Source organism: Nocardia sp. NPDC059229 (assembly GCF_042754165.1).
Classification (GTDB): Bacteria; Actinomycetota; Actinomycetes; order Mycobacteriales; family Mycobacteriaceae; genus Nocardia.
On record NZ_JBHZAK010000001.1, the window covers coordinates 1,145,071 to 1,171,937 of the forward strand.

The 26,867-nt window shown below is 68.3% G+C and carries 23 protein-coding genes and 1 pseudogene; 12 read left to right on the forward strand and 12 right to left on the reverse strand.

Annotation, left to right across the window (positions count from 1 at the left end; translation table 11 throughout):
* Positions 1 to 423: 423 nt before the first annotated feature.
* A complete protein-coding gene (locus tag ACFXHE_RS05335) occupies positions 424 to 1,245 on the forward strand; it encodes an enoyl-CoA hydratase/isomerase family protein (protein ID WP_379379980.1) in 822 nt (273 codons plus the stop codon).
* Between the two features lie 91 nt (positions 1,246 to 1,336).
* A complete protein-coding gene (locus tag ACFXHE_RS05340) occupies positions 1,337 to 2,614 on the forward strand; it encodes a TetR/AcrR family transcriptional regulator (protein WP_379379982.1) in 1,278 nt (425 codons plus the stop codon).
* A gap of 406 nt (positions 2,615 to 3,020) precedes the next feature.
* Here ACFXHE_RS05340 and ychF read toward each other — a convergent pair whose 3' ends face one another.
* Positions 3,021 to 4,100, reverse strand: a complete 1,080-nt coding sequence (gene ychF, locus ACFXHE_RS05345; RefSeq protein WP_354833494.1) for a redox-regulated ATPase YchF — start codon at positions 4,098 to 4,100, stop codon at positions 3,021 to 3,023.
* 63 nt (positions 4,101 to 4,163) lie between these two features.
* On the reverse strand, positions 4,164 to 4,793 hold the full coding sequence (locus tag ACFXHE_RS05350) for a TIGR03086 family metal-binding protein (RefSeq protein WP_379379984.1): 630 nt from the start codon (positions 4,791 to 4,793) through the stop codon (positions 4,164 to 4,166).
* 100 nt (positions 4,794 to 4,893) lie between these two features.
* Here ACFXHE_RS05350 and ACFXHE_RS05355 point away from each other — a divergent pair, with 100 nt between their 5' ends.
* Entirely contained in the window at positions 4,894 to 5,841 is a 948-nt protein-coding gene (locus tag ACFXHE_RS05355; RefSeq protein ID WP_379379986.1) for a helix-turn-helix transcriptional regulator, read from the forward strand.
* Between the two features lie 49 nt (positions 5,842 to 5,890).
* On the opposite strand, the gene ACFXHE_RS05360 is transcribed toward ACFXHE_RS05355, so the two are convergent.
* The 4 genes from ACFXHE_RS05360 to ACFXHE_RS05375 all read right to left on the reverse strand — a co-directional run bounded on the left by ACFXHE_RS05360 (position 5,891) and on the right by ACFXHE_RS05375 (position 8,544).
* A complete protein-coding gene (locus tag ACFXHE_RS05360; RefSeq protein WP_379379988.1) occupies positions 5,891 to 6,229 on the reverse strand; it encodes a PIN domain-containing protein in 339 nt (112 codons plus the stop codon).
* A 34-nt stretch (positions 6,230 to 6,263) separates the two neighbouring features.
* Positions 6,264 to 6,443 (reverse strand): hypothetical protein, encoded by a 180-nt coding sequence (locus tag ACFXHE_RS05365; protein WP_379379990.1) that lies wholly within the window; start codon positions 6,441 to 6,443, stop codon positions 6,264 to 6,266.
* Positions 6,444 to 6,476: 33 nt separating this feature from the next.
* Complete coding sequence (locus tag ACFXHE_RS05370; protein ID WP_379379992.1) at positions 6,477 to 7,178, reverse strand: family 43 glycosylhydrolase; 702 nt, start codon at positions 7,176 to 7,178, stop codon at positions 6,477 to 6,479.
* Positions 7,179 to 7,245: 67 nt separating this feature from the next.
* Entirely contained in the window at positions 7,246 to 8,544 is a 1,299-nt protein-coding gene (locus ACFXHE_RS05375) for an MFS transporter (protein WP_379380423.1), read from the reverse strand.
* Between the two features lie 335 nt (positions 8,545 to 8,879).
* Here ACFXHE_RS05375 and ACFXHE_RS05380 point away from each other — a divergent pair, with 335 nt between their 5' ends.
* On the forward strand, positions 8,880 to 9,821 hold the full coding sequence (locus ACFXHE_RS05380) for an acyl-ACP desaturase (RefSeq protein ID WP_379379994.1): 942 nt from the start codon (positions 8,880 to 8,882) through the stop codon (positions 9,819 to 9,821).
* Between the two features lie 55 nt (positions 9,822 to 9,876).
* Here the strand turns inward: ACFXHE_RS05380 and ACFXHE_RS05385 are convergent, their stop codons facing one another.
* The 3 genes from ACFXHE_RS05385 to ACFXHE_RS05395 are packed head-to-tail and all read right to left on the reverse strand — an operon-like array spanning position 9,877 to position 12,904.
* Positions 9,877 to 10,746, reverse strand: coding sequence for a carbohydrate ABC transporter permease (locus tag ACFXHE_RS05385; RefSeq protein WP_379379996.1), 870 nt, complete (start codon positions 10,744 to 10,746; stop codon positions 9,877 to 9,879).
* Positions 10,713 to 11,609 (reverse strand): carbohydrate ABC transporter permease, encoded by an 897-nt coding sequence (locus ACFXHE_RS05390; RefSeq protein ID WP_379379998.1) that lies wholly within the window; start codon positions 11,607 to 11,609, stop codon positions 10,713 to 10,715. The genes ACFXHE_RS05385 and ACFXHE_RS05390 overlap by 34 nt, the downstream gene beginning before the upstream one ends.
* Positions 11,606 to 12,904 (reverse strand): ABC transporter substrate-binding protein, encoded by a 1,299-nt coding sequence (locus ACFXHE_RS05395; protein WP_379380425.1) that lies wholly within the window; start codon positions 12,902 to 12,904, stop codon positions 11,606 to 11,608. Before ACFXHE_RS05395 ends, ACFXHE_RS05390 begins: the two co-directional genes overlap by 4 nt.
* Before the next feature lie 325 nt (positions 12,905 to 13,229).
* On the opposite strand from ACFXHE_RS05395, the gene ACFXHE_RS05400 reads away from it, so the two are divergent.
* The 5 genes from ACFXHE_RS05400 to ACFXHE_RS05420 all read left to right on the forward strand — a co-directional run bounded on the left by ACFXHE_RS05400 (position 13,230) and on the right by ACFXHE_RS05420 (position 18,233).
* Positions 13,230 to 15,557 carry a carbon starvation CstA family protein gene (locus tag ACFXHE_RS05400; RefSeq protein ID WP_379380000.1) on the forward strand — a complete coding sequence of 776 codons (2,328 nt, stop codon included), beginning with the start codon at positions 13,230 to 13,232 and terminating at the stop codon, positions 15,555 to 15,557.
* A gap of 7 nt (positions 15,558 to 15,564) precedes the next feature.
* On the forward strand, positions 15,565 to 15,804 hold the full coding sequence (locus ACFXHE_RS05405) for a YbdD/YjiX family protein (RefSeq protein ID WP_379380002.1): 240 nt from the start codon (positions 15,565 to 15,567) through the stop codon (positions 15,802 to 15,804).
* A gap of 67 nt (positions 15,805 to 15,871) precedes the next feature.
* Positions 15,872 to 17,374 (forward strand): Ada metal-binding domain-containing protein, encoded by a 1,503-nt coding sequence (locus ACFXHE_RS05410; RefSeq protein WP_379380004.1) that lies wholly within the window; start codon positions 15,872 to 15,874, stop codon positions 17,372 to 17,374.
* Positions 17,371 to 17,889: a methylated-DNA--[protein]-cysteine S-methyltransferase gene (locus ACFXHE_RS05415; RefSeq protein ID WP_379380006.1), complete on the forward strand. Its 519-nt coding sequence runs from the start codon at positions 17,371 to 17,373 to the stop codon at positions 17,887 to 17,889. The genes ACFXHE_RS05410 and ACFXHE_RS05415 overlap by 4 nt, the downstream gene beginning before the upstream one ends.
* 71 nt (positions 17,890 to 17,960) lie before the next feature.
* The gene (locus ACFXHE_RS05420) at positions 17,961 to 18,233 is read left to right on the forward strand and encodes a DUF2277 domain-containing protein (protein ID WP_379380008.1); all 273 of its coding nucleotides are present in this window, start codon (positions 17,961 to 17,963) and stop codon (positions 18,231 to 18,233) included.
* Positions 18,234 to 18,272: 39 nt separating this feature from the next.
* Here the strand turns inward: ACFXHE_RS05420 and sigJ are convergent, their stop codons facing one another.
* Positions 18,273 to 19,163: an RNA polymerase sigma factor SigJ gene (sigJ, locus tag ACFXHE_RS05425; RefSeq protein ID WP_379380010.1), complete on the reverse strand. Its 891-nt coding sequence runs from the start codon at positions 19,161 to 19,163 to the stop codon at positions 18,273 to 18,275.
* A 135-nt stretch (positions 19,164 to 19,298) separates the two neighbouring features.
* Between sigJ and ACFXHE_RS05430 the strand changes: the two genes are divergently transcribed.
* Together ACFXHE_RS05430 and ACFXHE_RS05435 are read left to right on the forward strand one after the other, a co-directional pair.
* Positions 19,299 to 19,883, forward strand: a complete 585-nt coding sequence (locus tag ACFXHE_RS05430; RefSeq protein WP_379380012.1) for an NADPH-dependent FMN reductase — start codon at positions 19,299 to 19,301, stop codon at positions 19,881 to 19,883.
* Positions 19,884 to 19,893: 10 nt separating this feature from the next.
* Complete coding sequence (locus ACFXHE_RS05435; protein ID WP_379380014.1) at positions 19,894 to 20,361, forward strand: YybH family protein; 468 nt, start codon at positions 19,894 to 19,896, stop codon at positions 20,359 to 20,361.
* A gap of 54 nt (positions 20,362 to 20,415) precedes the next feature.
* Here the strand turns inward: ACFXHE_RS05435 and ACFXHE_RS05440 are convergent, their stop codons facing one another.
* Both ACFXHE_RS05440 and ACFXHE_RS05445 read right to left on the reverse strand, forming a co-directional pair.
* Complete coding sequence (locus ACFXHE_RS05440; protein WP_379380016.1) at positions 20,416 to 23,655, reverse strand: AAA family ATPase; 3,240 nt, start codon at positions 23,653 to 23,655, stop codon at positions 20,416 to 20,418.
* A 571-nt stretch (positions 23,656 to 24,226) separates the two neighbouring features.
* Positions 24,227 to 25,366, reverse strand: a pseudogene (locus ACFXHE_RS05445) (exonuclease SbcCD subunit D); the annotation flags it as partial.
* Positions 25,367 to 25,612: 246 nt separating this feature from the next.
* Between ACFXHE_RS05445 and ACFXHE_RS05450 the strand changes: the two are divergent.
* On the forward strand, positions 25,613 to 26,779 hold the full coding sequence (locus ACFXHE_RS05450) for a DNA recombination protein RmuC (protein ID WP_379380018.1): 1,167 nt from the start codon (positions 25,613 to 25,615) through the stop codon (positions 26,777 to 26,779).
* Positions 26,780 to 26,867: the final 88 nt, after the last annotated feature.

A 26,867-nucleotide genomic window follows, 5' to 3' on the forward strand; every position in this document is an offset into this window, starting at 1 on the left:
CGACGGACCATCAGGACTGCTGCACGATCGGGTGGCCCCGATGTCCGATCGCACCCGCGGGTCGACGACCACGGCAAAGGCGCTACACCGTGACCCAGAGCACCGCCAAATTCGGCGCCACCCCCGTCGACTCACCCGCACTGTGAGCGAATCCTCAATTCCGGTGCGGCGCAACCACACTCAACTCTCCGAACTTGGCTGAGCGCTTTGACCATCACTGCACGCCCGAACGGCGGCCGACTCAGTTGTTGCCCATCCATGCAAGAGCCCCTCCGACCCAGCGCTGATGTGAATCTTCAATAACCATGAAATCCGGTGAAGATTCCATTGATGTCAGGCTAGAGCGGCAGCACATCAAGGTAAGTGAATCGTCAATAACCAAATAGCCTTGACTCTTGATGTGATGGCGCTTACCGTTGCCGCATGAGCAACATTCCGACGAGTTCGGCACCCGGCAATGACGTGCGACCGGCTGTGCAAGTGACCCGGCCTGCGCCCGGAGTAGCGCTGGTGACGCTGGACCGCCCGGCGTCCCTCAACGCTCTCGACGGTGCCGCGGTCGACGGCCTCATCGAGGCGTTCACCGAGCTGTCAGTTGCCGACGAGGTGACCGTGGTAGTAGTGACCGGGGCCGGGCGCGGTTTCTGCGCCGGCGCGGACCTGTCGACCCTGGCCGACGGGGTGGCCGCCGCGCCGCCGCTGGAAATCATGCAATACGTCGGAAAGCCGTTGCGGGCGCTGGCGAATCTGCCGCAGGTCACGATCGCGGCGGTCGACGGTCCGGCGGTCGGCGCCGGGTGGGGGCTGGCGCTGGCATGCGATGTGCGCATCGGTGGACCGCGAGCCCGCTTCGGCGCGACCTTCGTCCGGATGGGCTTGGGCCCTGACTACGGGTTGTCGGCAACGCTGCCGCGGGCCGTCGGGCGCGACCGCGCCCTGGAGCTGCTCACCACGGGTCGGTTCATCGAGGCAGAGGAAGCCGCGCGGCTGGGAGCGGTATCCGAGGTTGTGCCCGATGCGCACGCTCGGGCATTGGAACTGGCCGCCTCGATCGCAGGTGCGCCCAATCGCACGATCCGGTCCATCAAACAGACCCTCTCGCGGGCCGAGAGCGCCGGCATCGACGAGGTCGTCGATGTGATCGAGGCGAACGCGCAGGCACGACTGATCGAACATCCGCAGTTCCTCGCAGATGCCGAGGCATGGCTGAGTCGGCATAACGGAGCATCCCGACCCGGAGCCTGATCCAGGTCACGGGGACTCCGGTAGGCGAGATAAGTTGAGAGAAAGAGATATTCGATGACAGGCGACCGCGAGTAGTCGCAGCGGCATCCCGATGGTCACCGTCGACAACAAGTTCCGCCGGGTCCACCGCCTCGCGATTGGAGAGCTGGCAGGCTCGGCTCGACCGAGCAGAAGGGACGGACGAGTGACCACCTCTTCCCGACCCGTCCGGAGAACCCGGCCAGGAAGCCGACGGTCCTCCATCATCGAGGCCGCAACCCGGCTGTTCCGGACTCATGGCTACGAGCATGTGTCGATGAGCGACCTGGCCGAGGAAGTCGCCGTGGGACCGTCCGCGCTGTATCGCCACTTTCCCAGCAAGCAGGATCTGCTCCGGGAGGTCGTCAATTCGGGTCTGGACCCGATCGCCGCCGAGATGGCCACCCTCGACTTCGCCGATCGCCCCGCGGCCATGGCCGCGGTGGCCACGCTCGCGGTCGACAACAGCCATCTCGGCGCCATCTGGCTGCGCGAGGCGCGTCATCTGCCGACCGAATCCGCCGACGAGATCAGCCAGCGTCTGCGCGCCGTGGCGGCAACGGTGGCGGACGCGATCGGGCGCGCCCGGCCGGAGCTCACCGAACCCGGGCGTGAATTGATCGCCTGGACAGTCTTCGGGTTGCTGCTCAGCCCGTCGTTCACCCATCTCGACATCTCGCGCGGCCGCCATATCGCGGTGCTGGCCGAGATGGGCTGCCGGGCACTCGACGCGCCCGTGTCCCCGGAGTTCCGGTACGGCACGACCGCGGCGCCGACACCGGGACTGCTGCCGTTGTCACGGCGTGAAGCGCTACTAGGCCACGCCATCCAGTTGTTCGCCGAACGACGGTATGCCGGCGTCGGCATCGAGGAGGTCGCCGCATCGCTCGGCATGGCAGGTCCTGCGATTTACAAGCACTTTTCCAGTAAATCCGAGCTGCTGGCCGACGCATTGGGTCGCGGCGCGGGGTATCTGGCGTTGCGGATCGGCGAAGCGCTGGCGGGTTCGCAGACACCAGCCCAGGCCCTGCATCGAGCGGCAGGTTCGTACATCGATCTCGCCGTCACACACCCGGCCCTGGTCAATATCCTCCTGACCGAGGTCCGCAATCTCACCGAGCCATACCGGGAGTTCGCGCTCCAAACCCAGCGCGATTACGCCGACGAATGGACTCACCTGCTTCGCCAGACCTGGCCGAATCTGGATAAGGTCACCGCTGGAGTGGAGGTTCGCGCCACCCTCAGCGTCATCAACACGATATCCGAAATCCGGCATCTGCAGAGTGGGCCGGGCATCGCCGACGCCCTGCTCGGCGTGGTCGACCACCTGCTGGACCTCCACGCCAACTGACACCTCGAGCAACCTGACACTGGTATTGGAAGTGCACAAAGCAATTCACCTTTTCACTCGCTAACGGGCGACGCACCGTTCGGAGATCTTGATCGGGTCGATCAGCCCGCTGCCGAAGGCCTCCACGAACAGGCCGAGCGGTCGACCTTCGACGGGTCCTTGCCGGAGAACCTCCGAATCGGCAGGGCAGCGATTCGATGAGCTATGCACGCTGTGGGGGTGTTCCATAGCCACGCTTGGCGCACTGAGCCTCGCACTGTCTGCCGCGGTGGTCGTGGTCGGCGGATTGTCGAAATTCCTGAGCCTTCAGCGAAACAACTGAGCCCCCACCCGGATCACCGGATGAGGGCTCAGCAGAGTCTCTACCAGCAGCGATACACGCGCTGCCCTATTTCTTCGCAGAGGCTCAGACGTTGAAGCGGAATTCGACGACGTCGCCGTCGGCCATGACGTAGTCCTTGCCTTCCATCCGGACCTTGCCGGCGGACTTGGCGGCGGCCATGGAGCCGGCCTCGACGAGGTCGGTGAAGGCGACGATCTCGGCCTTGATGAAGCCGCGTTCGAAGTCGGTGTGGATGACGCCGGCGGCCTTGGGGGCGGTGTCGCCCTGGTGGATGGTCCAGGCGCGGGCTTCCTTGGGACCGGCGGTGAGGTAGGTCTGCAGGCCCAGGGTGTGGAAGCCGGCGCGGGCCAGGGCGTGCAGGCCCGGCTCGGTCTGGCCGATGGACTCCAGCAGTTCGAGGGCGGATTCCTCGTCCAGCTCGAGCAGTTCGGCCTCGACCTTGGCGTCCAGGAACACCGCGTCGGCGGGGGCGACGGCGGCCTTCAGCTCGGCCTTCTTGTCCTCGTCGGTGAGGATCGACTCGTCGGCGTTGAAGACATAGAGGAACGGCTTGATGGTGAGCAGCGAGAGTTCCTTCAGCAGCTCGGTGTCCAGCTGGTCGCGCGCGGCGAACAGGGTCTTGCCGCTGTTGAGGATCTCCTGCGCCTGCTTGGCGGTGTCGGCGACCGGCTTGCGGTCCTTCTTGACCTTGGCTTCCTTGTCGAGACGGACCACGGCCTTCTCGAGGGTCTGCAGGTCGGCCAGGATGAGCTCGGTCTCGATCACCTCGATGTCGGACAGCGGATCCACCTTGCCGTCGACGTGGATCACGTCGTCGTCGGCGAAGACGCGCACGACCTGGCAGATGGCATCGGCCTCACGGATATTGGCGAGGAACTTGTTGCCCAGGCCCGCCCCCTCGGAGGCGCCCTTCACGATGCCCGCGATGTCGACGAACGACACCACCGCGGGGACCAGGCGCTCGGAGCCGAAGATACCGGCCAGCGTGTTCAACCTCGGGTCCGGCAGCGGCACGACACCGACATTCGGTTCGATGGTGGCGAACGGGTAGTTCGCGGCCAGCACGTCATTGCGCGTCAGAGCGTTGAACAGCGTCGACTTTCCGACGTTGGGCAGGCCGACGATTCCGAGGGTGAGACTCACGAGAGTGGGAGTCTACCCGGACCGGCGGCCCGCTCCGTCACCGCAGGTCCGGGGGCCGGTCCGTCAGGGCCGCGGGTTGCGGCCGAGGTAGGCCAGCAATTCGTCGGCCACCGGGGTACCGGTCGCGGGCAGCCCGGTGACGACGGGCGCGAAAACGCCGTAGTCGCGCAGCGGCTCGACGAGGCCGCGGGCGGCGGTGAGCAGGTGCCCGGCCAGTTCGTCGGTGAGCGGCGAGGGCTGCCCGGTGCCGATGGCGATATCCCAGGCGTGCACCGCGGCGTCGAGCGCGCACATGACCGCGGCCACCGGGGTGGGGAGCTCGCCGTGTGGCAGCGGGGTGGGCACGGTCTCGGTACCGTCGGTGACGGTGGCCCAGGCGGTGGCGGTGGGTTCGATTGCGGCGGAGACCAATGCGACCGCGCCGCCGTCGAGGTGGCCGGAGGGCTCGAACGGGTTGTAGGCCGGGCCGTCACCGATGCCGAGGAACTTGGCGTAGGCCAGCTGATCACCGGCCGCGTGCTGAACCACCTGCGTCACAGTCCATTCCGAGCACGGGGTGGGGTTGTCCCACTGATCCGCGCCCACACCGGCCACGACTTCGGCGAGCGCGCGGTGCGACGCGGCGAGGACCTCGCGCCAGGCCGGGGCGAGGACGGTGGCGGGCGAGTTGCCGGTCTGCGGGTTGGCGCTCATTGTTCTTGCCTCTCAGGTCGTTTCGATCCGTTGAGATAAAGGTATGACCCGATTAGGCTGGTTCTCTTCCTAATCATCCGGCCGGACGAAAGGGCGCTGTGTGACCTCCACCACAACCCGTTTGCTGCGCCTGCTGTCCCTGCTCCAGGAGCGCACCCTCACCGGCCGCGAACTGGCCGAACGACTCTCCGTCACCGACCGCACCCTCCGCCAGGACATCGCGCGCCTGCGCGAACTCGGCTACCCGGTGCACGCGGCCCGCGGCCCGGTCGGCGGCTACCGCCTCGGCCAGGGCGCCACCATGCCCCCACTGCTGCTCGACGACGACGAGGCCGTCGCCGTGGCCGTTGCCATGAATGTGGCCGCCGACGGTAGCACCGGCATCGCCGACATCCACGCCAATCTCGAACGCGCCCAGGCGAAAATGGACCGCATCCTCCCGAAACGCCTGCAACGCAAGGTCACCGCACTGCGTTCCGTCACCGACATCGGCCCCGCCGTCACCGGCTCCCGGGAACCCGACACCCCCGTCTCCGCCGAGACCCTCGCCACCCTCGCCACCGCCATCCGCGCCACCACCACCCTGCGCGCCGACGCCGCCGAACTCGAGCCCTACCGGTTGATCAGCTGGCAACGCCGCTGGTACCTGGTCGCCTACAGTCTCGATTCCCACTCCTGGCAGGCACTCCCGGTGGCGTCGATCGCCGAAATCCTCCCCGGCACACGCCATTTCGCCACACGCCCCCTCCCCGACTCCGACCTCGTCGCCTTCGTCCTGCGCGAAATAGCCTCCACCGGTTGGCAAGTCCACGCCCGCGTCACCGTCCTGGCCCCCGCCGAAACCGTCATAGCCCGCATCAACCCCACAGTCGGCATCGTCGAACCCCTCGACGACACCTCCTGCCTCCTGCTGACCGGAGCCGACCGCCTGGAAACCATCGCCATCTACCTCAGCATGCTGATGATGGATTTCCGCGTCACCGACCCACCCGAACTCGTCACCCACATCCGCACCCTCGCCCACCGCTACGCGGCCGCCACCCCGTAATCGCGGACGGGACTGCAACTATCGCTTCGCGATGAGGTCGTGCGGCGAGCTAGAACAGTGGTTCGGTGACGAAAACGACTGGCTGGCCGGTAATTCGCGCGATGGACTTGAAGTCGCGATCGTCGCACAGCATTGTGAGCCGATGATGCTCGGCGGTCGCGGCGATGAGCAGATCGACCGGTCCGGCCGACCGATGGATTCCCTGCTCGGTCATCAACTGTTGAACGGTTTCAGCACGCTCGTATACGCGATCCGGCATGGCTACCCAACCGAACATGTCCCGGAGCAGACGTTGCTTCAAGAGCCTGTCCGCCAATGAGCGTGCCGAGTAGAGAAACTCGAGTTCGACAGCCGGACTGAGACGCCTCCAGACATCCAGGAACTCCACCTCAGATATCCGAGATTATCAGCATTGGTGGGCACTACTGGGTGCCGGCAGGTTCGGGCAGGACCGTGACGTGGCGGACGGTTCCGGACAATCCTGGCAGCTCGACGGGTGCGGTCCAGGTACGGAATCCGTCGTGGCTGTCGCTGTAGAAGTACCTCTTCTCGGCGTAGGCGTCGAAGTAGATCCGGTGCCCTCCGTGGGGCAGTTCGATCACGCAGTGACCCTCCCGCGGTGCACCCCAACCGGCTCAGTCGCCGGTGCCGATGAACCGGTACGGCCCCAGCGGCGTAGTAGCGACCGCAAGCTCGATGAACTTGCTCGATTCGTTCTTCGTGAAGGCGTAGCAGCTGCCGTCGCGCGCCACGACGGCAGTGTCGATGTAGCCGAGGTGCCCCGGCCGTTGCGGCCCGATCCCCGCGAGCGGAATCGGTGGGCTCCACGCCGGCCGTGCCGGATCGGACGTGACGATCAGATAAGGCCGGAAGCCATGCCCCTGTGAGATGGAGACGAGCACCCCGACATATCCGGGAATGAGGTCGAACCATGTTGGCGCCCAGGCAGCTTCGGCTCCCGGCACCGGGACCGGATAATCCGACAGGTGAGTCCAGGTGAGCCGGTCGGTGCTACGGGCGAATCCGATGGTGTGACCGTCTCCGGCAGTGGTGTACGCGATGTAGTAGGCCTCGTCGGAATGCCGGAGCAAACTGGGATCCCGCACCAGCCCGGCCGCCGGGCGGTAGGCGCCGGCCCGCAGCAACGTGAAGTTCGCCGCGTCCTCGGATTCATAGACATATAGGTCGGTATCGCTGCTATTGGTGAACGCGGTCATCGTGTACCGCGTGGTCGCCGCCGCCCGCGCGATCGCGGTTCGCCCGCCGAGCCCAGCCCCAACCGACAGCACGGCCATCGAAGCCAATACCGACCGACGATTCCACCGGATCGCGCTCATCCACAGCATTATTCAGCGCCCGGTAGCTGATCCGTAGCCGCCGCGCCTTACCCACACCGGCGTGCCGTCAACCTTCCGCACTGAGGGAGGGCAGTTCGCGGCTCGTGCTCGCGACGGGTGTGAGCTCGGCGGCGGGGATCTCGGTGCCGTGCAATGAGGTTCCGGCGGTTTCGCGCAGGAAAGCGCAGGCGGCCAGGCCGATCAGGGAGGCGGCGACCAGGTAGCCCGCGGGGAAAAGGGACCAGCCGGTGCGCTCGATGACCGCCTCGTTGACCAGCGGGGCGGTCCCGCCGAAGACGGCCGTGGATACGTTGTAGCCCAACGCGAATCCCGCATAGCGCACGTGGGTGGGGAAGATGGCCGGGAAGGTCGAGCTGATGGTGGACAGCTGCGGCAGGTACAGCAGGCCCAGCACCACGAATCCGATGACGGCCCAGACGGTCCCGCGGCCCATCAGCCAGTACATGGGCACCGCGAGGACGGTGAGCCCCACCAGGGAGACCAGCCACAGCGGGCGTCGGCCGACCCGGTCGGAGAGGCGGCCGAAGAACGGCAGCGACACCATCATCACCAGCTGGCCGATGAGCATCATGGCGGTGGTGGTGGATTCGCCCAGGCCGATGGTGTGCTGCAGGTAGGTGGGCTGATACGTGAGCAGCGTGTAGTTCACCACGTTGAGCGCCACCACCAGCCCGATCAGGGTGAGCAGTTCGCGCCGGTAGGTGGTGAGCACCTGGCGCAGCCCGCCCGGCGGGGTGGCCCGGTCGTCCTGCTCGGACAGCTCGGTGAAGACCGGGGACTCGTCCAGCTTGCTGCGCAGATACCAGCCGGTCAGGCCCAGCGGGACGGCCAGCAGGAACGGGATGCGCCAGCCGCCGGCGTACATGGCGTCCGAACCGAGCGCCAGCTGGCAGGCCAGCACCACCGCCGAACCGCCGACAAAGCCTGCGAGCGTGCCGAATTCGAGGAAACTACCCAGGAATCCGCGCCTGCGGTCCTCCGCGCATTCCGCGAGATAGGTTGCTGCGCCGCCGTATTCGCCGCCGGTGGAGAAGCCCTGCACCACCCGCAGCAGGATCAGCAGGATCGGCGCGAGCACGCCGGCCGTGGCATGGGTCGGCAGGATGCCGATGGCCCCGGTGGCCACCGACATGATCAGGATCGTGGTCGCCAGCACGGCCTTGCGGCCGATGCGGTCGCCCAGCGGACCCCACACCATGCCGCCCAGCGGGCGCAGCACGAACGAGATCGCGAAGCCGAGCATGGTGCCGAGGGTGCCCAGCGAGCCCGGGAAGAAGGCGGACGTGAGGTAGCCGGCTGTGGCGGCGTACACGCCGTAGTCGAACCACTCGGTGGCATTGCCCATGGCACTCGCGGCGACCGACCTCCGCAGCGGAAAGCCGGCCCTGTTCGGTTCCGTCGTATCTCGCACGAAACAGACCGATACCCATGCACACCATTCGCAAACTGCGAGGTCCCCGAACGGACCCTTCCCCACCGACTCTCACCAGCGCGAACACCACGATCGTGATGGTCGTCACAAATGCGGCAAATTCATCTCGGCGGTTCGACTGGTGGGCCGGATACGCCCCAATCCCATCGTGTCCGTCTAGGGTATAGACGCGGCGATGCCGCGCAGTCAGTGATGCATGAACAGCGGTATGTTCCGTGGTTTTTTCCACCGAATCCGAAAGGCGCTGTATGGCTAGGGACTTGACGCAAATCGAGTTACTGACGGAATTGGAGCCGGTTGTCGCGGCCAATATCGACCGGCATCTGTCCACGGCGAAGGACTGGTGTCCGCACGACTATGTGCCCTGGAGCGAGGGCCGCAACTTCGCGGCCATGGGTGGCGAGGATTGGGAGCCCGAGCAGTCACGGCTCTCCCAGGTCGCCAGGGTCGCGATGATCACGAACCTGCTGACCGAGGACAACCTGCCCTCCTACCACCGGGTGATCGCCGAGAACTTCTCCCGGGACGGCGCGTGGGGCACCTGGGTCGGCCGCTGGACCGCCGAGGAGAACCGCCACGCGATCGCCATGCGGGACTACCTGGTGTGCACCCGCGCTGTCGACCCCGTCGCGCTGGAGAACGACCGGATGGTGCACCTGACCCGCGGCGTCCACGCGCCGGATGGCTTCGGCGGCGTCCTCGATCAGGTCGCGTACGTGACCTTCCAGGAGTTGGCCACCCGGGTCAGTCATCGCAGCACCGGACGGGTCTGCGACGACCCGATCGCCGACCGGATGCTGCAACGCATTGCGGCCGACGAGAACCTGCACATGATGTTCTATCGCAACATCACCGGGGCCGCCTTCGACGTCGCGCCCGACCAGACGATGGAGTCGGTGACCAAGATCGTGAATACCTTCGCCATGCCGGGCACCGGAATGCCGAACTGGCGTCGCAACGGCGTCCTGATGGTCAAGCACGGAATCTACGATCTGCGCCAGCACTTGGACGAGGTCCTGTTGCCGGTCCTGCGCATCTGGAACGTCTTCACGCGCACCGATTTCACCGCGCGCGGCGAACGCAGTCGCGAGCACCTCGACCAGTACCTCGAGAAACTCGGTCGCAACGTCATCCGGTTCGAAGAACAACGCGAACGGATCCTCAGCCGCGAAGCGGCACGGGTCGGATAGCCGGTAGGTCGGGCATGTGCCCAGCGCATGCTCGACCAGGTACCGGTCCTGCCTATCAGCGGCCGCCCAGGCCGGAGAGGGCGATGCCGCGGACGAAGGCGCGCTGAGCGAGCGCATAGAGCAGCAGCAGTGGCAGCAGGATGACCGTGGCCGCGGCCATGAGCAGCGGCCAGTTGGTCGAGTACTGCCCCTGGAGCCGGACGAGACCCAGGGTGGCGGTCGCGTAGTCGTTGCGTTGAATCATGATCAGGGGCCAGAGGAAGTCGTTCCAGACGGTGATCCAGGTGAGGACCGCCAGCACCATGACCGCCGGCTTGGTGTGCGGCAACAGGACTCGCCAATAGGTCTGCCACGGGGTGCAGCCGTCGAGAATGGCCGCCTCCTCCAATTCGATGGGGAGGGTACGGAAGAACTGGCGCATCAGGTACGTGCCGAAGGCGCTCCCGAAGAGACCGGGAACGATCATCGACCAGGGGGTGTCCATCCAGCCGAAGGCCCGCATGAGCAGGAACTGCGGGATGACGGTGACGGTGAGCGGGACCATGAGGGTGGCCAGGTAGCCCACGAACAGCACCTCGCGGCCGGCGAAACGCAGGCGGGCGAAGGCGTATCCGGCCAGAGAGCAGAAGAAGACCTGGCCGGCGGTCACGCAGGCGGCGTAGACGACGGTGTTGAGCAGCATGCGGCCGAGCGGGATGGCGTCGAAAGCCTCCCGGTAGTTGGACCATTGGGGGTGCGTCGGCAGCGGCGCCGTGTCGGTCAGCTCACCGTCGGACTTCAGGGAGGCCGAGACGGACCACAAGATCGGGGTCAGGGCGCACCACGCCACCACGATCAGCGCCAGGTAGCTCAGCCCTCCGGCGACCAAGCGCCGCACCACTCCGCCGCGGCTCAAAGCTCGGCCTCGGATCGTCGGGCCAGCCATTGCTGGATCAGGGTGAAGGCCAGCAGGATTGCGAAGATCACCCAGGCCAGGGCGCAGGCGTAGCCGACCTCGTAGAAGCGGAAGGCGTTCTGGAACAGCATGATTCCCAGGACGTAGGTGCCGGTCTCGGGGCCGCCGTTGCTGCCGGTCAGGGCATAGGCCTGGTCGAAGGCCTGGACCGAGTTGATGACGGTGATGACCAGGACGAAGGAGAGGGCGCCGCGGATCAGCGGGATGGTGATCGAGCGGAAACGGCGCCAGGCGCTCGCGCCGTCGATTTTCGCTGCCTCGTACAGGTTTTCGGGGACGCCCTGCATGGCCGCGAGCAGGATGACGGTGGCGAAGGGCACCGATTTCCACACCGTCACCAGGCTCAGCGAGACCATTGCCCACTGCGGATCGGTCAGCCACGGCACCGGGCCGAGGCCGATCCAGCCCAGCAGAATATTGGCGAGCCCGTCATCGCTGGCGAAGATGAAGCGGAACACCACCGCCATGGCGACGGTCGACGCCACCAGCGGCAGGAACGCCACGGTCCGGAACACCCCGACACCGCGCAGTTTCCGATTCAGGAGTCCCGCGACGGCGAGACTGACCGCCACCGTCGGTACCAGCGTCAGGATCGTGAAGACGGCCGTATTCCGCAGGGCGATATAGAACAGCGGGTCCTCGGAGAACAGCCGCCGATAGTTCGCCACACCCACGAACCGCGGCGGGCTGAACAGATCCCAGGAGTGAAAGCTCAGATACAGCGAAAACCCCAGCGGGAACAGCATGAACACCAGGATGGCGGCCAGATTCGGTGCCACGAACAGCCTTCCGGCGCGCGCCCGCCGCCGCTCCAGCACCGGCCCACCCCTCATACCGCCGCCCGCAGTAGCTGATCGATATCGGCGCTGGTCTGCCCGCCCAGCGAGTCCGCTGTCGCCGCGCCCCGCAGCACTCGATTGCAGCCACGCTCGAGCAGCGCTTCCACCTTGCCCCACACGGGCGTCACGGCCAGCGGACGCGAATTCTCCGGCCCCTCGGTGAAGACCGCGAGATTGCGCAGCGCCGGGTGGGCCGCGGCGAATCCCGGTGACTGCATGGCCGATCGCAGGACCGGTACGAACAGACCCGACTCCGCGATGATGGCCTGCCCCTCGGGCCCGGTTGCGAATTTCACGAATTCCCAGGCCTGTTCGCGCCGCGGGCTGCTGGCCGCGATGGCCAGTCCGGTGCTGCCGATATCGGTGATCGCGCCCGGACCCCCGTCCGGCCCGACCGGCAGCACCGTGACATCGAAGTCGAGGTCGTCGTGCCCGGTGAACTCCGAGTACAGCCAGTGCCCGCCCATGAGCATGGCGGCCCGCCCGCTGCGGAACAGATCCTGCGCCGAAACCGATTGCCGGTCACCGACACTGGGTGCGACCCGGTGCCGCACGGCCAGGTCGGCATAGAACTGGAACCCGGCCGCGAACCGCGGATCACCGAGATTGGTGCTGGTGGGCCGCACCGGCGGACTGAACCATTCGACGCCGTTGTTCATACCGAAGCAGGCCGCCGAGAAGTAGGGCACCCAGGCGTCCACGAATCCCCACTGCCCGGTGCGCCCGTCGGCGTCGCGGTGGGTGAGCGCCCGCGCGGCCGCCAGGAACTCCGCGAAGGTCCAGACCTCGGACCAGCGGGCGGGCGGGCGAATCCCGGCCTCGGCGAACAGCTTCCGGTTGTAGTAGAGGAACACCCCCGACCACTGCTCCGGCAGCGCGTACTGCCCGCCGTCCCAGACGAAGGTGTCGCGCAGTGTCGCGTACCCGTCGGCGCGCAGCCGGGTGGCGTAATCCGGCTCCCGGTCCAGGAATTCGCGCAGATCCACCAGCACACCCCGATCGGCGAGCCCGGCGTAGAGCAGCTCCCACGCCATCAGCACATCCGGGCATTTGCCGCCCGCGCAGTAGGTGAGCATCTGCTGCAGGGGATCGGGCCCGGACATGATGGTGCGGATCCTGATATCCGGTCGCCGCCGGTGGAATTCGTCGATGATGCGCAGCCGCGCCCGGGCCTCCTCGGGCCGCGCCTGGAAGAAGAAGGTGACCGCGTCGTCGCCCCCGCCCGCGCAGCCGCCCGCGGCCAGCAGCGCAGCCAGCGCGGCCGAGCGCAGCAGGCTACGCCGATCCATTCCGCCGGGCCGGGCCGCCCATTCGCTCGCCAAAGATATATCTCCGTGAACTAAACGAACTAAAGGACCACAGTGACGCAGATCTCGAACCAGCATGGCAGCATACGGGGAGCAACCTGCGACACGCGGCAAACACGCGAAATCGCGGGAATCCGACCGGCTCGCACCACCCCCGCGCGCCGGCCGCAGCGTCCGCCTGGCCACCCTTACCTGGCGCTACGACACCAGGTGAACAGCTGGTCGAAGCCGGTTCACTGGCATGTCGGTTGGGCTACGTTGTGACCATTTCAGTTAGAAGCCGCAGTACCGCAGGGAGAGTTGTCGCATGGCGACCATCGAATACCTCCGGACGGATCCCGACCTACCTCCGGTAGGTGTCGTGGACCGGACGCCCATGACGCCCGCGAAGAAGGGCATCTTCCTCGTCATCGCCGTGATCGGCGCAATCGCCTGGGCCATCCTCGCTTTCATGCGCGGCGAGAACGTGAACGCGGTGTGGATCGTCATCGCCGCCCTCTGCACTTACGTACTCGCATACCAGTTCTACGCCCGGCTCATCGAATACCGGATCACCAAGCCGCGCGATGACGTCGCCACTCCCGCCGAGGAGATGGAGAACGGCAAGGACTACATGCCGATGGACCGCCGGGTCCTGTTCGGCCACCACTTCGCCGCCATCGCGGGCGCCGGCCCGCTGGTCGGCCCGGTGCTGGCCGCACAGATGGGCTATCTGCCCGGCACCATCTGGATCATCGTCGGCGTGGTGCTGGCCGGTGCGGTGCAGGACTACCTGGTGCTGTGGGCCTCGGTGAAGCGCCGCGGCCGGTCGCTGGGTCAGATGGCGCGCGACGAGCTCGGCGTGGTCGGCGGTGTCGCGGCCATCATCGCGGTGCTGGTGATCATGATGATCCTGCTCGCGGTGCTGGGCATCGTCGTGGTGAATGCCCTTGCCGCGACCAAGAATCCGACCACCGGCGCGCTCGAGGGCGGCAGCCCGTGGGGTGTGTTCTCCATTTCGATGACCATCCCGATCGCCCTGTTCATGGGCCTGTACCTGCGCTTCTTCCGGCCCGGCAAGGTCGGCGAGGTGTCGCTGTTCGGCTTCGTGCTGCTGCTGGCGGCGATTCTGCTCGGCAATCCGGTGTCCCAATCCGGTTGGGGCCGCGACCTGTTCACGCTGTCCGGCACCACCATCGCCTGGATGCTGATCATCTACGGCTTCATCGCCTCGGTGCTGCCGGTGTGGCTGCTGCTGGCTCCGCGCGACTACCTGTCCACCTTCATGAAGATCGGCACCATCGGCCTGCTCGCCATCGGCGTGCTGGTCACCATGCCGGTGCTGCAGGCCCCCGCGGTCTCCCAGTTCGCGTCCAACAGCAACGGTCCGTCCTTCGCGGGCAGCCTGTTCCCGTTCCTGTTCATCACCATCGCCTGTGGTGCGCTGTCCGGCTTCCACTCGCTGGTGTCCTCGGGCACCACGCCGAAGCTGCTGGAGAAGCAGTCGCAGGCGCGCATGATCGGCTACGGCGGCATGCTGATGGAGTCGTTCGTGGCGGTCATGGCGATCATCGCGGCGTCGATCCTGGATCAGCACCTGTACTTCGCCATCAACAGCCCCGGCCTCACCTCCGCGCAGGCCGCGGCCGACAGTGTGAACAAGCTCGGTGTGGGCGGCAGCCCGATCGACGCGAAGTACCTGAACGACATGGCGCAGAGCGTCGGTGAGTCCCGGGTCTACTCGCGCACCGGTGGCGCACCCACCCTCGCCATCGGCATGACCGAGGTGATGCACAAGTTCATCGGCGGGACCTCGCTCAAGGCGTTCTGGTACCACTTCGCCATCATGTTCGAGGCGCTGTTCATCCTCACCACCATCGACGCGGGCACCCGCGTCGCGCGGTTCATGCTCTCGGACTCGCTGGGCAACCTGGGCGGCGTGGCCAAGAAATTCCGTGATCCGTCGTGGTGGCCGGGCGTGTTCATCTGCTCCGGCGTGGTCGTGGCCGCCTGGGGTTCGGTGCTGCTGATGGGTGTCACCGACCCGCTGGGCGGCATCAACACCCTGTACCCGCTGTTCGGCATCTCCAACCAGCTGCTGGCCGCGATCGCGCTGACGGTGGTGCTGGTGATCGTGGTCAAGAAGGGGCTCGTGAAATGGGCCTGGATTCCGGCGCTTCCGCTGGTCTGGGACCTGATCGTCACCATGACGGCCTCGTTCCAGAAGATCTTCTCGGGTGACCCGAAGATCGGCTACTGGACGCTGCACAACAACACCATCGACAAGCAGAACGCCTATATCGCCGCACGCGATTCGGGGCAGCTGCCGAAGGGCGTCAAGGACGTCGCCGCGCTGAATCAGCAGATCCACGATATGGACAAGATCATCCGCAACACCTTCGTCCAGGGCACGCTCTCCATCGTGTTCGCGGTGATGGTGCTGATCGTGGCGCTGGTCGGCGTGTGGGTCTGCCTGCGCGCCATCCGCAAGGGCGGCAGTGAGACCACCGAATCGCCGGAGGTGCCGTCGACGATCTTCGGCCCCAGCGGTTTCCTCGCCACCAAGGCGGAGAAGGAGGTCCAGCAGGAATGGGACACCCTGATCGCCGAGGGCAAGATCCGCGCGCCCGGCGCGGCCACGGTCGCCAGTCATTGACGCGCCGATGAGTACCCCCGAAGCCCCGCTCGCCGCAGGTCCGCTGCGGCGGGCGGGGCTCGCCCTCGTCCGGGCTGTGAAAGCCGTTGCCTGGTGGTTCAACTCGATCCTCGGCGGCAACGACTACGCCCGCTACGTCGATCACCTGCGGCTGCAGCATCCGGGATGCGAGATTCCCAGCGAGCGCCAGTATTGGCGCGATCGCCATGCGGCCGCCGCCAAGAACCCCGCAAATCGCTGCTGTTGACACGAGTGGCGGTTTTCCGCCAACATCCATGTCCGATACCCGCTAGCAGAGGTCGGCCGGGACTGACATGGTGGTATGCGTGAGTGCGAACGACTTGGATTTCGAGCGTTGCTACCGCGCCGTGGCAACCCGGGACGCCCGGTTCGACGGGCAGTTCGTGACCGCGGTGCGCACCACCGGAATCTATTGCCGCCCTTCCTGTCCGGCCATCACCCCCAAACGCACCAACGTCACCTTCCTGCCCACCGCGGCCGCCGCACAGCAGCACGGCTTCCGTGCCTGCCGCCGGTGCCTGCCCGACGCCGCGCCCGGCTCGCCCCTCTGGAACACCCGTGCGGACCTGGCCTCCCGCGCCATGCGCCTGATCGGCGACGGGGTCATCGAACGCGGCGGCGTACCCGCCCTCGCCGATGCCCTCGGCTACTCCCAGCGCCAGCTCACCCGGGTACTCACCAGCGAGCTCGGCGCCGGCCCACTGGCGCTGGCGCGCGCCCACCGCGCGCACACCGCCCGGCTGCTGATCCAGACCACCCGGCTGCCCATGTCGGACATCGCGTTCGCGGCCGGATTCGCCAGCATCCGGCAGTTCAACGACACCGTGCGCGAGGTGTTCGCGGTCAGCCCGACCACGCTGCGCGAGGAATCCCGGCGCCGCAACGGCGACACGCTGCCGGCCACCAACGGGCTGCTCACCCTGCGCCTCCCCTATCGCGAACCCTTGGACAAGTCGTGGCTGGAATGGTTCCTGTCCGCCCATACCGTCCCGGGCGTGGAGCTGTGGGAGAACGGCGTCTACAGCCGCAGCCTGCGAACACCGCACGGCCACACCACCATTCGGCTGTCCATCCAGCCCGGCCACGTACGGGCCTCACTGTCGCTGCAGGACATGCGCGACCTCGCGCCGACCGTCGCCCGCATCCGGCACCTCCTGGATTTGGACGCCGATCCCATCGGGATCGACGAGGCCATGGCCGCCGGCATGGCGGGAAGCCCACCGCGCCCGGGTCTTTCGGGCGCCGTGCTGCCCGCCGGCATCCGGGTCCCCGGCTGCCTGGACGGCCCGGAGCTGTTGCTGCGCACCATGATCGGGCAGCAGATCTCGGTGGCCGCGGCCAATACCCACACCGCGCGGCTGGTACAGGGCCTGGGCGAGACCATCGCCGGGCCGATCCCGCACCTGTTCCCCACCGCCGAGGCCATCGCCGAACGCGGCTCCGAGGTACTGACCGGGCCGAGCCGGCGCATCGAGGCCATCGTCGGCGCGGCCAAGGCGCTGGCCACCGGCGACCTGGTGCTGCACTCCGGCCGTACCGCCGGTGAACTGCGCCGCGACCTACTGGCCCTGGACGGGGTCGGGCCCTGGACCGCGGACTACGTCACCATGCGGCTGCTCGCCGATCCGGATGTGCTCCTACACTCCGACCTGGTCGTGCGCCGCGGCGCGGGACTGCTCGGCATCGACCTCGCCGATACCGCCCGCTGGTCGCCGTGGCGCTCCTACCTCACCATGCACCTGTGGAAACACGCCCTCGCCCACCCCGCCGAGGCCAACCGGAGGACCCCGTCGTGAGCTCCGAAACCCCTGTCGGCACAGCCGATTACGCCACCGTCGCGACACCCGCCGGTCCGTTCACCGCCATCGTGGACGCCGACGGGGTGGTCCTCGCCTCCGGCTGGACCGCCGACCCGGAGGAATTGCGGGCGCTGATCCACCCCGGCATCCGACCCGCCGCGCTGCGCGGACGCGACGCCCTCGGCGCGGTCACGAGGGCCATCACCGAGTACCACGCCGGTGACCTCACGGCCATCGACGGCATCGCCGTGCGCCAGGTCTCCGGACCGTTCCTCACCCACGCCTGGGAGATCCTGCGCAAGGTGCCGGCCGGAGCTCCCGTCACCTACACCGACTTCGCGGCCATCTCCGGGCGGCCCGCCGCCACCCGCGCGGCGGCCAATGCCTGCGCCCGCAATGCCGCCGCGCTCTTCGTGCCATGCCACCGGGTTATCCGCACCGACGGCAGCCTCGGCGGTTTCCGCTACGGCCTGCCGATCAAGCGCTGGCTGCTCGACCACGAGTCGGCCTGAGGGCTCTCGCCCACGGGTCCGCGCCCGAGCGTGCCCGGGCCGCGTCGGTGCCCGGGCGTACCGTGGCGGCCATGTGCCGCAACATTCACACCCTGCACAACTTCGAGCCGCCCGCCACCCCGGACGAGGTGCACGCGGCCGCCCTGCAGTACGTCCGCAAGATCAGCGGAAGCACCAAACCGTCCCAGGCCAACCAGGACGCCTTCGACCTGGCGGTGGAAGAGATCGCCGCGGCGACCACCCGCCTGCTGAACGGCCTGACCACCACCGCCCCGCCCAAGGACCGCGAGGTCGAGGCCGCCAAGGCCCACGCCCGCGCCGAAGTGCGCTTCGCGGGCCGATAACCGAATCGGCCGGAACAGCGTGCGGATGCGCTGTTCAGTTCAACCGGCCGTCCAGGGCCGCAGTTTCTCCGGGTTCCGGATCACCCAGATGCGGGTGATCCGGCCGTCTGCGATATCGAACGCGTAGACCGAGACGATGGTGCCGTCGAGCTGCGCAACCAGGCCGGGCTGGCCGTTCACCGTCCGCTCCAGCAGGGTTACCGCGGGGCCGCGGGTGGCTATTTCCATCCAGGCGTAGGCCACCTGCTCACCGCCGTTGATCGGGTCGTGGAAGGATAGCGCCAGGCCGCCGCCGTCCGCCGTGGCGATCACCTGCGGATCGAGCAGGCCGATCAGGGCCTCGATATCCTTTGTCTCCCAAGCCCGTTTGAAATCCCGGACCACCTCGGTGCGCACGGCGCCCGACGGGCTCCGCGAGGTATCGATGCGGCGGCGGGCGCTGGAGGCGAGCTGGCGGCAGGCTGCGGGGGTGCGCCCGACGATGCCGGCGACCTCGGCGAAGGAATAGCGGAAGACGTCGTGCAGGATGAACGACACCCGCTCCGCCGGTGTCATGGAATCCAGCACGACGAGAAAGGCCATGCTGATCGACTCGTCGAGGGTGACCCGGTCGGCGGGATCGACGGGGGCGGGACCGTCGAGCCATTCGGATCGGTCGGGGACCGGCTCCGGAATCCATTCGCCCACATAGCGTTCCCGCCTGGCGCGCGCCGAGCCGAGCAGATCGAGGCAGATCCGGCCGGCGACCGTCGTCAACCACGCGCCGGGCGCCGCCACCTCCCGCCGCTGCCGCTCGGACAGCGCGTACCAGCGAGCGTAGGTCTCCTGTACCACGTCCTCGGCCTCGGACAGGGAGCCGAGCAGCCGGTAGGCGAGATTGATCAGCTGACGGCGTTCATCGATCACCCCGGGCAGGTGCGGGTCGGTCATGTGCGGCTCCTTCGGTCTGTGCGTACCCCACCGATATCGACGAATCAGCGACCCGATTTGTGAGGCGGCCTGACATTCCGGACAGCTGTGTCGTCGGAGGGTCATGACGTTCTCAGCAGAGCAGGAGTTCCGGAAATGATCAGAATCGGCATCATCCTCGGCAGTACCCGGCCCAACCGCAAAGGCCCGCAGGTCGCCCAGTGGGTTCTGGACTCGGCAGCGCAGCGCGGCGACGCCGAGTTCGAACTGATCGACCTGCGCGACCACCCGCTCCCGCATCTCGACGAGCCTGTGCCGCCGATGTTCGGCCCGTCGATGCATGCACACACCCGCGCCTGGGCCGAACGGATCGCCCGATTCGACGGCTTCGTGATTGTCACCCCGGAGTACAACAGCGGCGCCCCCGGCGTGCTGAAGAACGCCCTCGACCATCTGCTCTGGGAGTGGACCGACAAGGCAGTCGGATTCGTCTCCTACGGCACGGCCGGCGGTGCCCGCGCCGTGGTGCAGCTGCGGGTGGTCTGCAGCACGCTGGGCATGGCCGATGTCGGCTATCAGGTCGCGATCTCGGTGCTCACCGATTTCGAGGACCACACCACCTTCACACCCCGCGACCATCATGCCGCCGCCCTGACCAAGACGCTGGATCAGCTCATCGCCTGGAGTGGTGCGCTCGCGCCGCTGCGAGCGGCCGGCGAAACCACTCTCGTCAATTCCTGAGGAGCCGATCATGACCACACCCAACGACTTTCAGCCACGTGCCGACCGCATCGAGGCCGATGAAGTCGAGATTCGCCGGAACATCGACAAGGTGGTCGAAGGACTGCGAGCCAAGGACCTCGACGCCTTGAAACAGGTGTACACGCCCGACGTCGTGTCCTTCGATGTCGAGCCGCCGCTCCAGCATGTCGGGCTGGCGGCGAAACTCGAGAACTGGGCGAAAGTCTTCCTGTTCTTCGAGACCGTGACCTATGAGGTTCGCGATCTGACGTTCACCATCGGTGATGATGTGGCATTCGGGCACGCATTCGCTCGTCTCAGCGGCACGCTGAAGAACGGGGCCGCGACGAGCGGCATGTGGGTCCGGGTCACCTACGGCCTGCGGAAGATCGACGGCACCTGGCTGATCGCGCACGATCAGGTATCGGTGCCGTTCGACATCTCGAGCGGCAAAGGCGTGGTCGACCTCGAGCCCTGACGGGCCGGGGGTGTCGGGTGCCGTTGCCGTGCGGGCTTTCGCCCTGTCGAAAGCCTATGCGCCGACCGAGGTTTCGAGGCGGGAGCCGGTGCGGCCGCGAATGACGTGCAGGCGGCTGGGGATGCGCTGGCGCATTTCGTCCACATGGCTCACCACGCCGACCACCCGGCCCCCGGAACGGAGCTCGTCCAGGACGCCCATCACGGCGTCGAGGGTGTCGGCGTCGAGGCTGCCGAAGCCCTCGTCGATGAAGAGGGTGTCCATGACCAGGCCGCCGGATTCGGCCGACACGACGTCGGCCAGGCCGAGAGCCAGGGCCAGCGAGGCCATGAAGGTCTCGCCGCCGGAGAGGGTTTTGGCCGGACGGATCGCGCCGGTGTAGTCGTCGCGGATATCGAGGCCCAGGCCGCCGCGGCGGCCGCGCGGGCCCGCGGCATCGGTGTGGACGAATTCGTAACGGCCGCCGGACATCCGGCGCAGCCGCACCGAACCGGCCAGCGCCACCTCCTCCAGGCGGGCGGCCAGCACGTACGAGCGCAGGGACATGCGGCGGTTGTTCTCGCCACGGCCGGACACCACCTCGGCCAGGCGGGCCAGCTCGTCGTGGGAGCGCTGGAGCGGGGCGATGCGATCGACGGCCGCCGACAGCTGTGCGCACAGGCCCTCCAGCTGCGCCAGCCGCCGGTCCGCCTCGGCATTCGCGGCGACGGCCCGGTTCAGCTCCGATTCCGCCTGCGCCACCGCGGTTTCCAGCTCGCGCGGATCGCCGGGTTCGTCCTCCCCGGCCGACTGGATCTCAGGTTCGGCGAGCACGGCCTCGGCGTGCGCGCGAGCCCGGTCGGCGGCCACCAGTTCGTCCTCGATGGCCGTCTGCTGCGCGGCGGTGCGGGAGGCGGCGTCGACCGCGCGGGCGTACTCGCCCAGCACGCCGTAGTCCGGCCCCGACTCCCCCATCACCGGCGGTGCCGAATCCACCAGACCCGCTTCGCAGGAAAGCCTTTCGACCCGGACGGCGGCCACCGCGACCTGCTCGCGGGCGGTGGCCGCCTCGACACGTGCGGACCGCACCGCGGTGGCCTCCTCGACCAGTGCCGCCAGGCGGGCCCGGCGGCGGTCGACGGTGCCGTCGGCGCCGGCGGCCGCGCGTAGCCGCTCGGTGAGTTCGGCCAGCCGCCGATCCGTGGCGACGATGCGCTCCGTCGTTGCGCTGGACCGGCTTTCACATTCCCGCGCCTCGTCCTGCAGCCGGGTCTGATCCGCGCGCAGCGTGCCGAGTTCGGCGGTCAGCCCGTCCACGAGACCCGCGATGCCCTTGGCCGCGGTGTACCGCCGGGTCGAATCGTCCAGTGCGGCGGCCAGTTCCGCCTTGTCCACATCACCGCCCCGCTCGACCAGCACCTCGACCGCCCGCTCCAGCTCGGCGACCAGTTGCCCGGCCCGCTCCCGCTCGGCCTCGGCCTTCCGCTCCGCGGCCAGCGCCGCGTCCTCGTCGGCCTTGGACACCGCATGCTCGGCCGGCCGCGCCGGATCCGGATGCGCGAGGGACCCGCACACCGCGCACGGCTCGCCCGCGGCCAGGCCCTCTGCCAGCTCCGCCGCCATCCCGGCCATGCGCTGCTCCCGCAGTGCCTGCGTACGCTGCCACGCCTCGGCGTGCCCGGTCCGCGCCCGCTCGAAAGCGGTTCCCGCCCCGGCCAGTTCACCGCGCCGCCGCTCCAACTCCACCGCGGCCGCGGCCGAGGTGCGCAACCGCTGGCACTCGGCCTCCAGTCCGGGCAATGCTGCCGCCGCATCCGCGGCGTCCCGCAACTGGACCTCCACCGCCGCAACGGCTTCCGGCAGCTCCCGCAGCCGCTGGGCCAGCTTGCCGGACCGGGCCTCCAGATCGGCCTGCTCGGTCCGCAACCCGGCCAGCTCCCGCGTCAGCCGGGTCGCCGAATCCGCATCCGCCCGAACCTCATCGAGCGCGCCCACCTGTGCGCTCCACCGCTGCACAGCCGCCTCGAGCCCCCAAGCGCGGCCCTCGAGCATCACCGGTCCAGCATCCTCGGCACCGTTGCCGTCGTGCGTCCGGTCACCAGCGTCGGAGTCGACGGCGTCGAACGGGTTGGGGGCGGTGAGATCTCCAGCGTGACCTGCGCAGGCGTCGATGTCGCCGAGGTCGGCGGCGAGGTCGGTGCCGGTGAGTTCCGCTGCGGCGAGATCGGCTGCGGCCCAGGTGGTTCCGGGGATTTCGGCGCTGGCCGGTTCGAGAAGGCGGTCGGCGAGTCGCTCGGCGGCGCGGGTGGCGTCGTCGGTGCGGCGGCGCAGGGTGACGGCGGCGGCGCGGGCCTCGGCCAGGGCGGTGGCGACGGGTTCGGCGCGGCGGGCCCGGTCGAGTTCGGACTGACGCGCGGCGCGGTGGCCGGCGGTGGCGGCGAAGTCGGCCAGCTGGGTGCGAGCCGCGGTGCCGCGGCGGAAGAGCTCATGGCGGCGGCGCTCCGCCTCGGCTGTGGCGCGGACACCGGCCGAATCCTGCCGGCGCTGCCGCAGATCGGCGGCCGTCTCGGTCACCAGGGTGCGGGCGGCCGTCAGCAGGGACTGCGACCAGCCGACCGAGTCGAGGAGCCCGGTCGTCTCGGTGGCGGGCAGGCCCGCGGCCGTACCGACCTGGGCGATGAGACGGTCGATGCTGTGCTTGCGGGCATCCAGATCGGCGGAGCTCGCACGGCGCTTGTCGACCAGCCACTGTTCGGCGGTGCCGAAACGCTCGGTGTCGAAGAGCCTTTCGAGCAGCTTCTCGCGATCCTCGTTGTCGGCACGCAGGAATCGCGCGAAATCACCCTGCGGCAGCAACACGACCTGGAAGAACTGATCCGCGCTCATGCCCAGCAGGCGCAGCACCTCGTCGCCGATATCGGGAATGCGGGACAGGTTCTGGCCCCGCCCGTCCAGCCACTCCAGCGTGGCGGCCGCGTTCTCCTTCACCCAGCCCGACTTGGCGCGTTTACTCGGCCGCTGGAATTCCGCCGACCGGTTCAGGCGCAGCCGCCGGCCACCGACCGTGGCCTCCAGCAGCACCCGGGGCGGCGTCTGCTCGTCGGCGTGGTCCGAATGCAGCCGCTTGATATCGCCCCGCGCCCCCGGCACGCTCCCGTACAGCGCGAACGCGATGGCGTCCAGCACAGTGGTCTTCCCCGCCCCGGTCTGCCCGTGCAGCAGGAACAACCCGTCCGCACCGAGCTCGTCGAAGTCGACCACGGCAGTCTCGGCGAACGGCCCGAACGCCGTCAGCTCCAACCGATGCAGCCGCACGCAGCGCCCCCTTCCCTCAACGACACTCCCCATCCAACTACCCGGCACCCACCGCCCACCGCGGGACACGCCGAAACACTCAGCGCCCCAACGCTCATGCGGTCATCCCGCCGGCCACATCGCCCGATTCGCCCGGCTCCAACCCGAAGTCACCCAGATCGAACAGCCCGAGCGCCGCATCGGCCTCCGCCGCATCCACCCCACGCACTGACCCATCGAACCCGGCCGCACTCACCACCCGCGCCGCAACCTCGGCCCCGCCGCCTCCGCTCGAATCGGCACCCACCGATCCATGTCCGGCGTCTGCACCCGACGCATCGGCATCATCGGGCACGGCGAACAACGCGCCCTCCACGGCCACGACAGCCTCCGCCGGCACAGCGGCTGTCAGTGCGCCGCCTTCGGTAATACCGGCAGCCTCGACAGCGACGGCAACCGCGGCGGACGCAGCCCCTTCGACAGATACGGCGGCCGGATCGCCCAACGCAGCACCGACAGGCACGACAACCTCGGCGGCGACAGCGGCCGGAGAAACGGGTGCGGCGGTTTCGGCCGGGGCGGGAAGGCGTAGTGCGGCGTCGGATTCGCGGGTGGCGGCGGCGAGGGCGCGTTCGAGCCAGGTCATTTCGCCGGGGGTGGGGGTGCCGCGGACGTCGGCGAGGAAGCTCTGGGCTATCTCGGTGTCACGGCGGCCGTGCACGCGTTCGCGGTAGCGGAGTTCCGGGTTGCCTTCGGGGCGTTGCCATTCCACGTGGACGGCGTGCGGGAAACGCTCGCGGAGGCGGCGCAGCGCGTCCACGGGGCGCGCCTCGTCGGTGAGGGTGGCCGAGACATAGTGCGATTCGGCTTCGGCGTGCTCCGGCGCTTCCAGGAGGGATTCCAGAGGCCCGGTGAGTTGCGAGAGGCCGCGCACCACCGGGAGCTCGTGGCGCTGGACGGCGGACAGGCCCGCGGCGTCGATGTCCACGATCCAGACCGCTTTGCGGTGCGAGCGCTCGCCGAACGAATACGGCAGCGGCGAACCCGAATAGCGGACGGACTCCGACAGCGTCTGCGGCGAGTGCAGGTGGCCGAGCGCCACATAGTCGATCCCGGTGAAGGCCGACAGCGGCACGGTCTCCACGCCCCCGACCGAAATGGACCGCTCCGACCCGGTGGCCTCGCCGCCCACCACGAAGGCATGCGCCAGCACCACCGACCGCGCCCCCGCCCGCCCGGCGAGATCGGCGCGCACCAGGCTCATGGCCGCATCCAGGATCTCGGCGTGCGAACGCGCCTGCGGCACGCCCAATTCCACCCGGGTGATCTCCGGTTCCAGATAGGGAATGCCGTAGAAGGCAATGTCGCCGAATTCATCGGACAACACGATCGGCCGCGCCACATCCGCGATCCGGCAGCGCAAATGCAATCCGCCCGCCGCCGCGAAACTGCCGAGCGCACCGAGCCGAGTCGGCGAGTCGTGATTACCCGAGGTGGCGACAATGGTCGCCCCCGCCGCCCGAATTGCCTCGAATCCCCGATTGCACACCGCAATCGCATCCGCACTGGGAATGGAACGGTCGTACACATCCCCCGGCAGCACGACCACGTCCACCCCCTCGGCCGCCACCAATTCCGCGACGGCCCGCAGCGAGCACTCCTGATCGGCCAGCAGATCGACGCCATGAAAGGTGCGCCCGATATGCCAGTCGGAGGTGTGCAGGATCCGCATGCCGCAAGACGCTATTAGATCCCCCCGACAACCCGCGCGACACCCTCGCGAGTCGCGTCGAACACGCCGCGCGTATGCCAGGGCGACAACTGATTTCGCAAAGGTCGGGGTAACTCACCGGGTACGACCGGAATCGGTTCGGCACCCTACCGCCGGCACGGATACGAGACTGGCGACGGCACCTGACGCGCCGCTGAAGTCCCGGAGAGGCGGAATTGTCGGTGGTCTCCGGCACTATCTCTGGCCATGACCGCACCGATGCTGTTCGCGCTGCTGCTGGTGTTCGTATCGGGGCTGGCCCTGGGCTGGCTCGGGCATGCCGCGCGCGCGGGGCAGCGGGCCGCGGTGGCGGAGGCGCGGCTGGCGGCCATGCGGGACAACGAGCAGCTGTTGCGGCAATCACTCGGCGCGGCCAGCGAGGACGCGGCCCGGCGGCAGTCCCACGCCATCGGCGCGCTGGTCGATCCGCTGCGGGAGGCGGTCGGCAGCCTCGACCGCCACATTCGCGAGGTCGAGCACAACCGCATCAACGCGTACTCCGGCCTGCGCGAACAGGTCGCGGGCATGCAGCGGATGTCACATCAGTTGTCCACGCAAACCGGTCAATTGGTGGCCGCGCTGCGCGCGCCCCAGGTGCGCGGCCGCTGGGGCGAGATCCAGCTCGAGCGTGTGGTCGAGCTGGCCGGCATGGCCCGGCACTGTGATTTCGACACCCAGGTCACCCGTCGCGGCGACACCGTGGTGCGCCCGGATCTGGTGGTGCGGCTGTCCGGCGGCCGCCAGATCGTGGTGGACGCCAAGGTGCCGTGCACCGCCTTCCTGGACGCCGCCGGTACCGAGGACCCGCGCGAGCGCGAGGGCCACCTGGCCCGCCACGCCCGGCATCTGCGCAACCATGTGGATCAGCTGGCGGCCAAGGAGTACTGGGCGGCCTTCGATCCCTCCCCCGAGTTCGTGGTCCTGTTCGTGCCCGGCGATCCGTTCCTGGACGCGGCCCTCACCACCGACTCCGGGTTGCTCGAGTACGCCTTCGGTCGCAATGTGGTCCTGGCGACGCCCACCACACTCATGGCCCTGCTGCGCACGGTCGCGCTGGGCTGGCGCCAGGAGGCGCTGTCGGCGGACATGGCGGTGATCCAGCAGCTGGGCCGTGAGCTCTACACGCGGCTCGGTACCACCGGCCGCCACCTGGATCGGCTGGGCACGCAGCTGGGCAAGGCGGTCGACGCCTACAACCACACCGTGGCGTCGGTGGAGTCGCGGGTCATGGTGACCGCCCGGAAGCTGCACGATCTGGAGATCGCCGACGCGCCGGTCCCGGAGGTCCGGCGGGTGGAGAGCTGGCCGCGGGCCGTGGGCTTCGCGGACGAGTACGCGGTGGGGTTCGCCGATGAGATCGAACAGCGGGGGTGATGCCTGAGCAACCGCTTGGTCTACGCGCCGGGGCCGAATAGCTATCACCAGGTTCATGCGATTCCGCATACCCGCGTGATGTCGCCTG

What these genes read in the sequence shown, in the direction of transcription:
- ACFXHE_RS05335 (WP_379379980.1), top strand. Translation starts at nt 424, where the DNA reads ATGAGCAACATTCCGACGAGTTCGGCACCCGGCAATGACGTGCGACCG.
- ACFXHE_RS05340 (WP_379379982.1), top strand. Translation starts at nt 1,337, where the DNA reads ATGGTCACCGTCGACAACAAGTTCCGCCGGGTCCACCGCCTCGCGATT.
- ACFXHE_RS05350 (WP_379379984.1), bottom strand. Translation starts at nt 4,793, where the DNA reads ATGAGCGCCAACCCGCAGACCGGCAACTCGCCCGCCACCGTCCTCGCC.
- ACFXHE_RS05370 (WP_379379992.1), bottom strand. Translation starts at nt 7,178, where the DNA reads ATGAGCGCGATCCGGTGGAATCGTCGGTCGGTATTGGCTTCGATGGCC.
- ACFXHE_RS05375 (WP_379380423.1), bottom strand. Translation starts at nt 8,544, where the DNA reads ATGGGCAATGCCACCGAGTGGTTCGACTACGGCGTGTACGCCGCCACA.
- ACFXHE_RS05380 (WP_379379994.1), top strand. Translation starts at nt 8,880, where the DNA reads ATGGCTAGGGACTTGACGCAAATCGAGTTACTGACGGAATTGGAGCCG.
- ACFXHE_RS05385 (WP_379379996.1), bottom strand. Translation starts at nt 10,746, where the DNA reads ATGGCTGGCCCGACGATCCGAGGCCGAGCTTTGAGCCGCGGCGGAGTG.
- ACFXHE_RS05390 (WP_379379998.1), bottom strand. Translation starts at nt 11,609, where the DNA reads ATGAGGGGTGGGCCGGTGCTGGAGCGGCGGCGGGCGCGCGCCGGAAGG.
- ACFXHE_RS05395 (WP_379380425.1), bottom strand. Translation starts at nt 12,904, where the DNA reads ATGGATCGGCGTAGCCTGCTGCGCTCGGCCGCGCTGGCTGCGCTGCTG.
- ACFXHE_RS05400 (WP_379380000.1), top strand. Translation starts at nt 13,230, where the DNA reads ATGGCGACCATCGAATACCTCCGGACGGATCCCGACCTACCTCCGGTA.
- ACFXHE_RS05405 (WP_379380002.1), top strand. Translation starts at nt 15,565, where the DNA reads ATGAGTACCCCCGAAGCCCCGCTCGCCGCAGGTCCGCTGCGGCGGGCG.
- ACFXHE_RS05410 (WP_379380004.1), top strand. Translation starts at nt 15,872, where the DNA reads ATGGTGGTATGCGTGAGTGCGAACGACTTGGATTTCGAGCGTTGCTAC.
- ACFXHE_RS05420 (WP_379380008.1), top strand. Translation starts at nt 17,961, where the DNA reads ATGTGCCGCAACATTCACACCCTGCACAACTTCGAGCCGCCCGCCACC.
- sigJ (WP_379380010.1), bottom strand. Translation starts at nt 19,163, where the DNA reads ATGACCGACCCGCACCTGCCCGGGGTGATCGATGAACGCCGTCAGCTG.
- ACFXHE_RS05430 (WP_379380012.1), top strand. Translation starts at nt 19,299, where the DNA reads ATGATCAGAATCGGCATCATCCTCGGCAGTACCCGGCCCAACCGCAAA.
- ACFXHE_RS05435 (WP_379380014.1), top strand. Translation starts at nt 19,894, where the DNA reads ATGACCACACCCAACGACTTTCAGCCACGTGCCGACCGCATCGAGGCC.
- ACFXHE_RS05450 (WP_379380018.1), top strand. Translation starts at nt 25,613, where the DNA reads ATGACCGCACCGATGCTGTTCGCGCTGCTGCTGGTGTTCGTATCGGGG.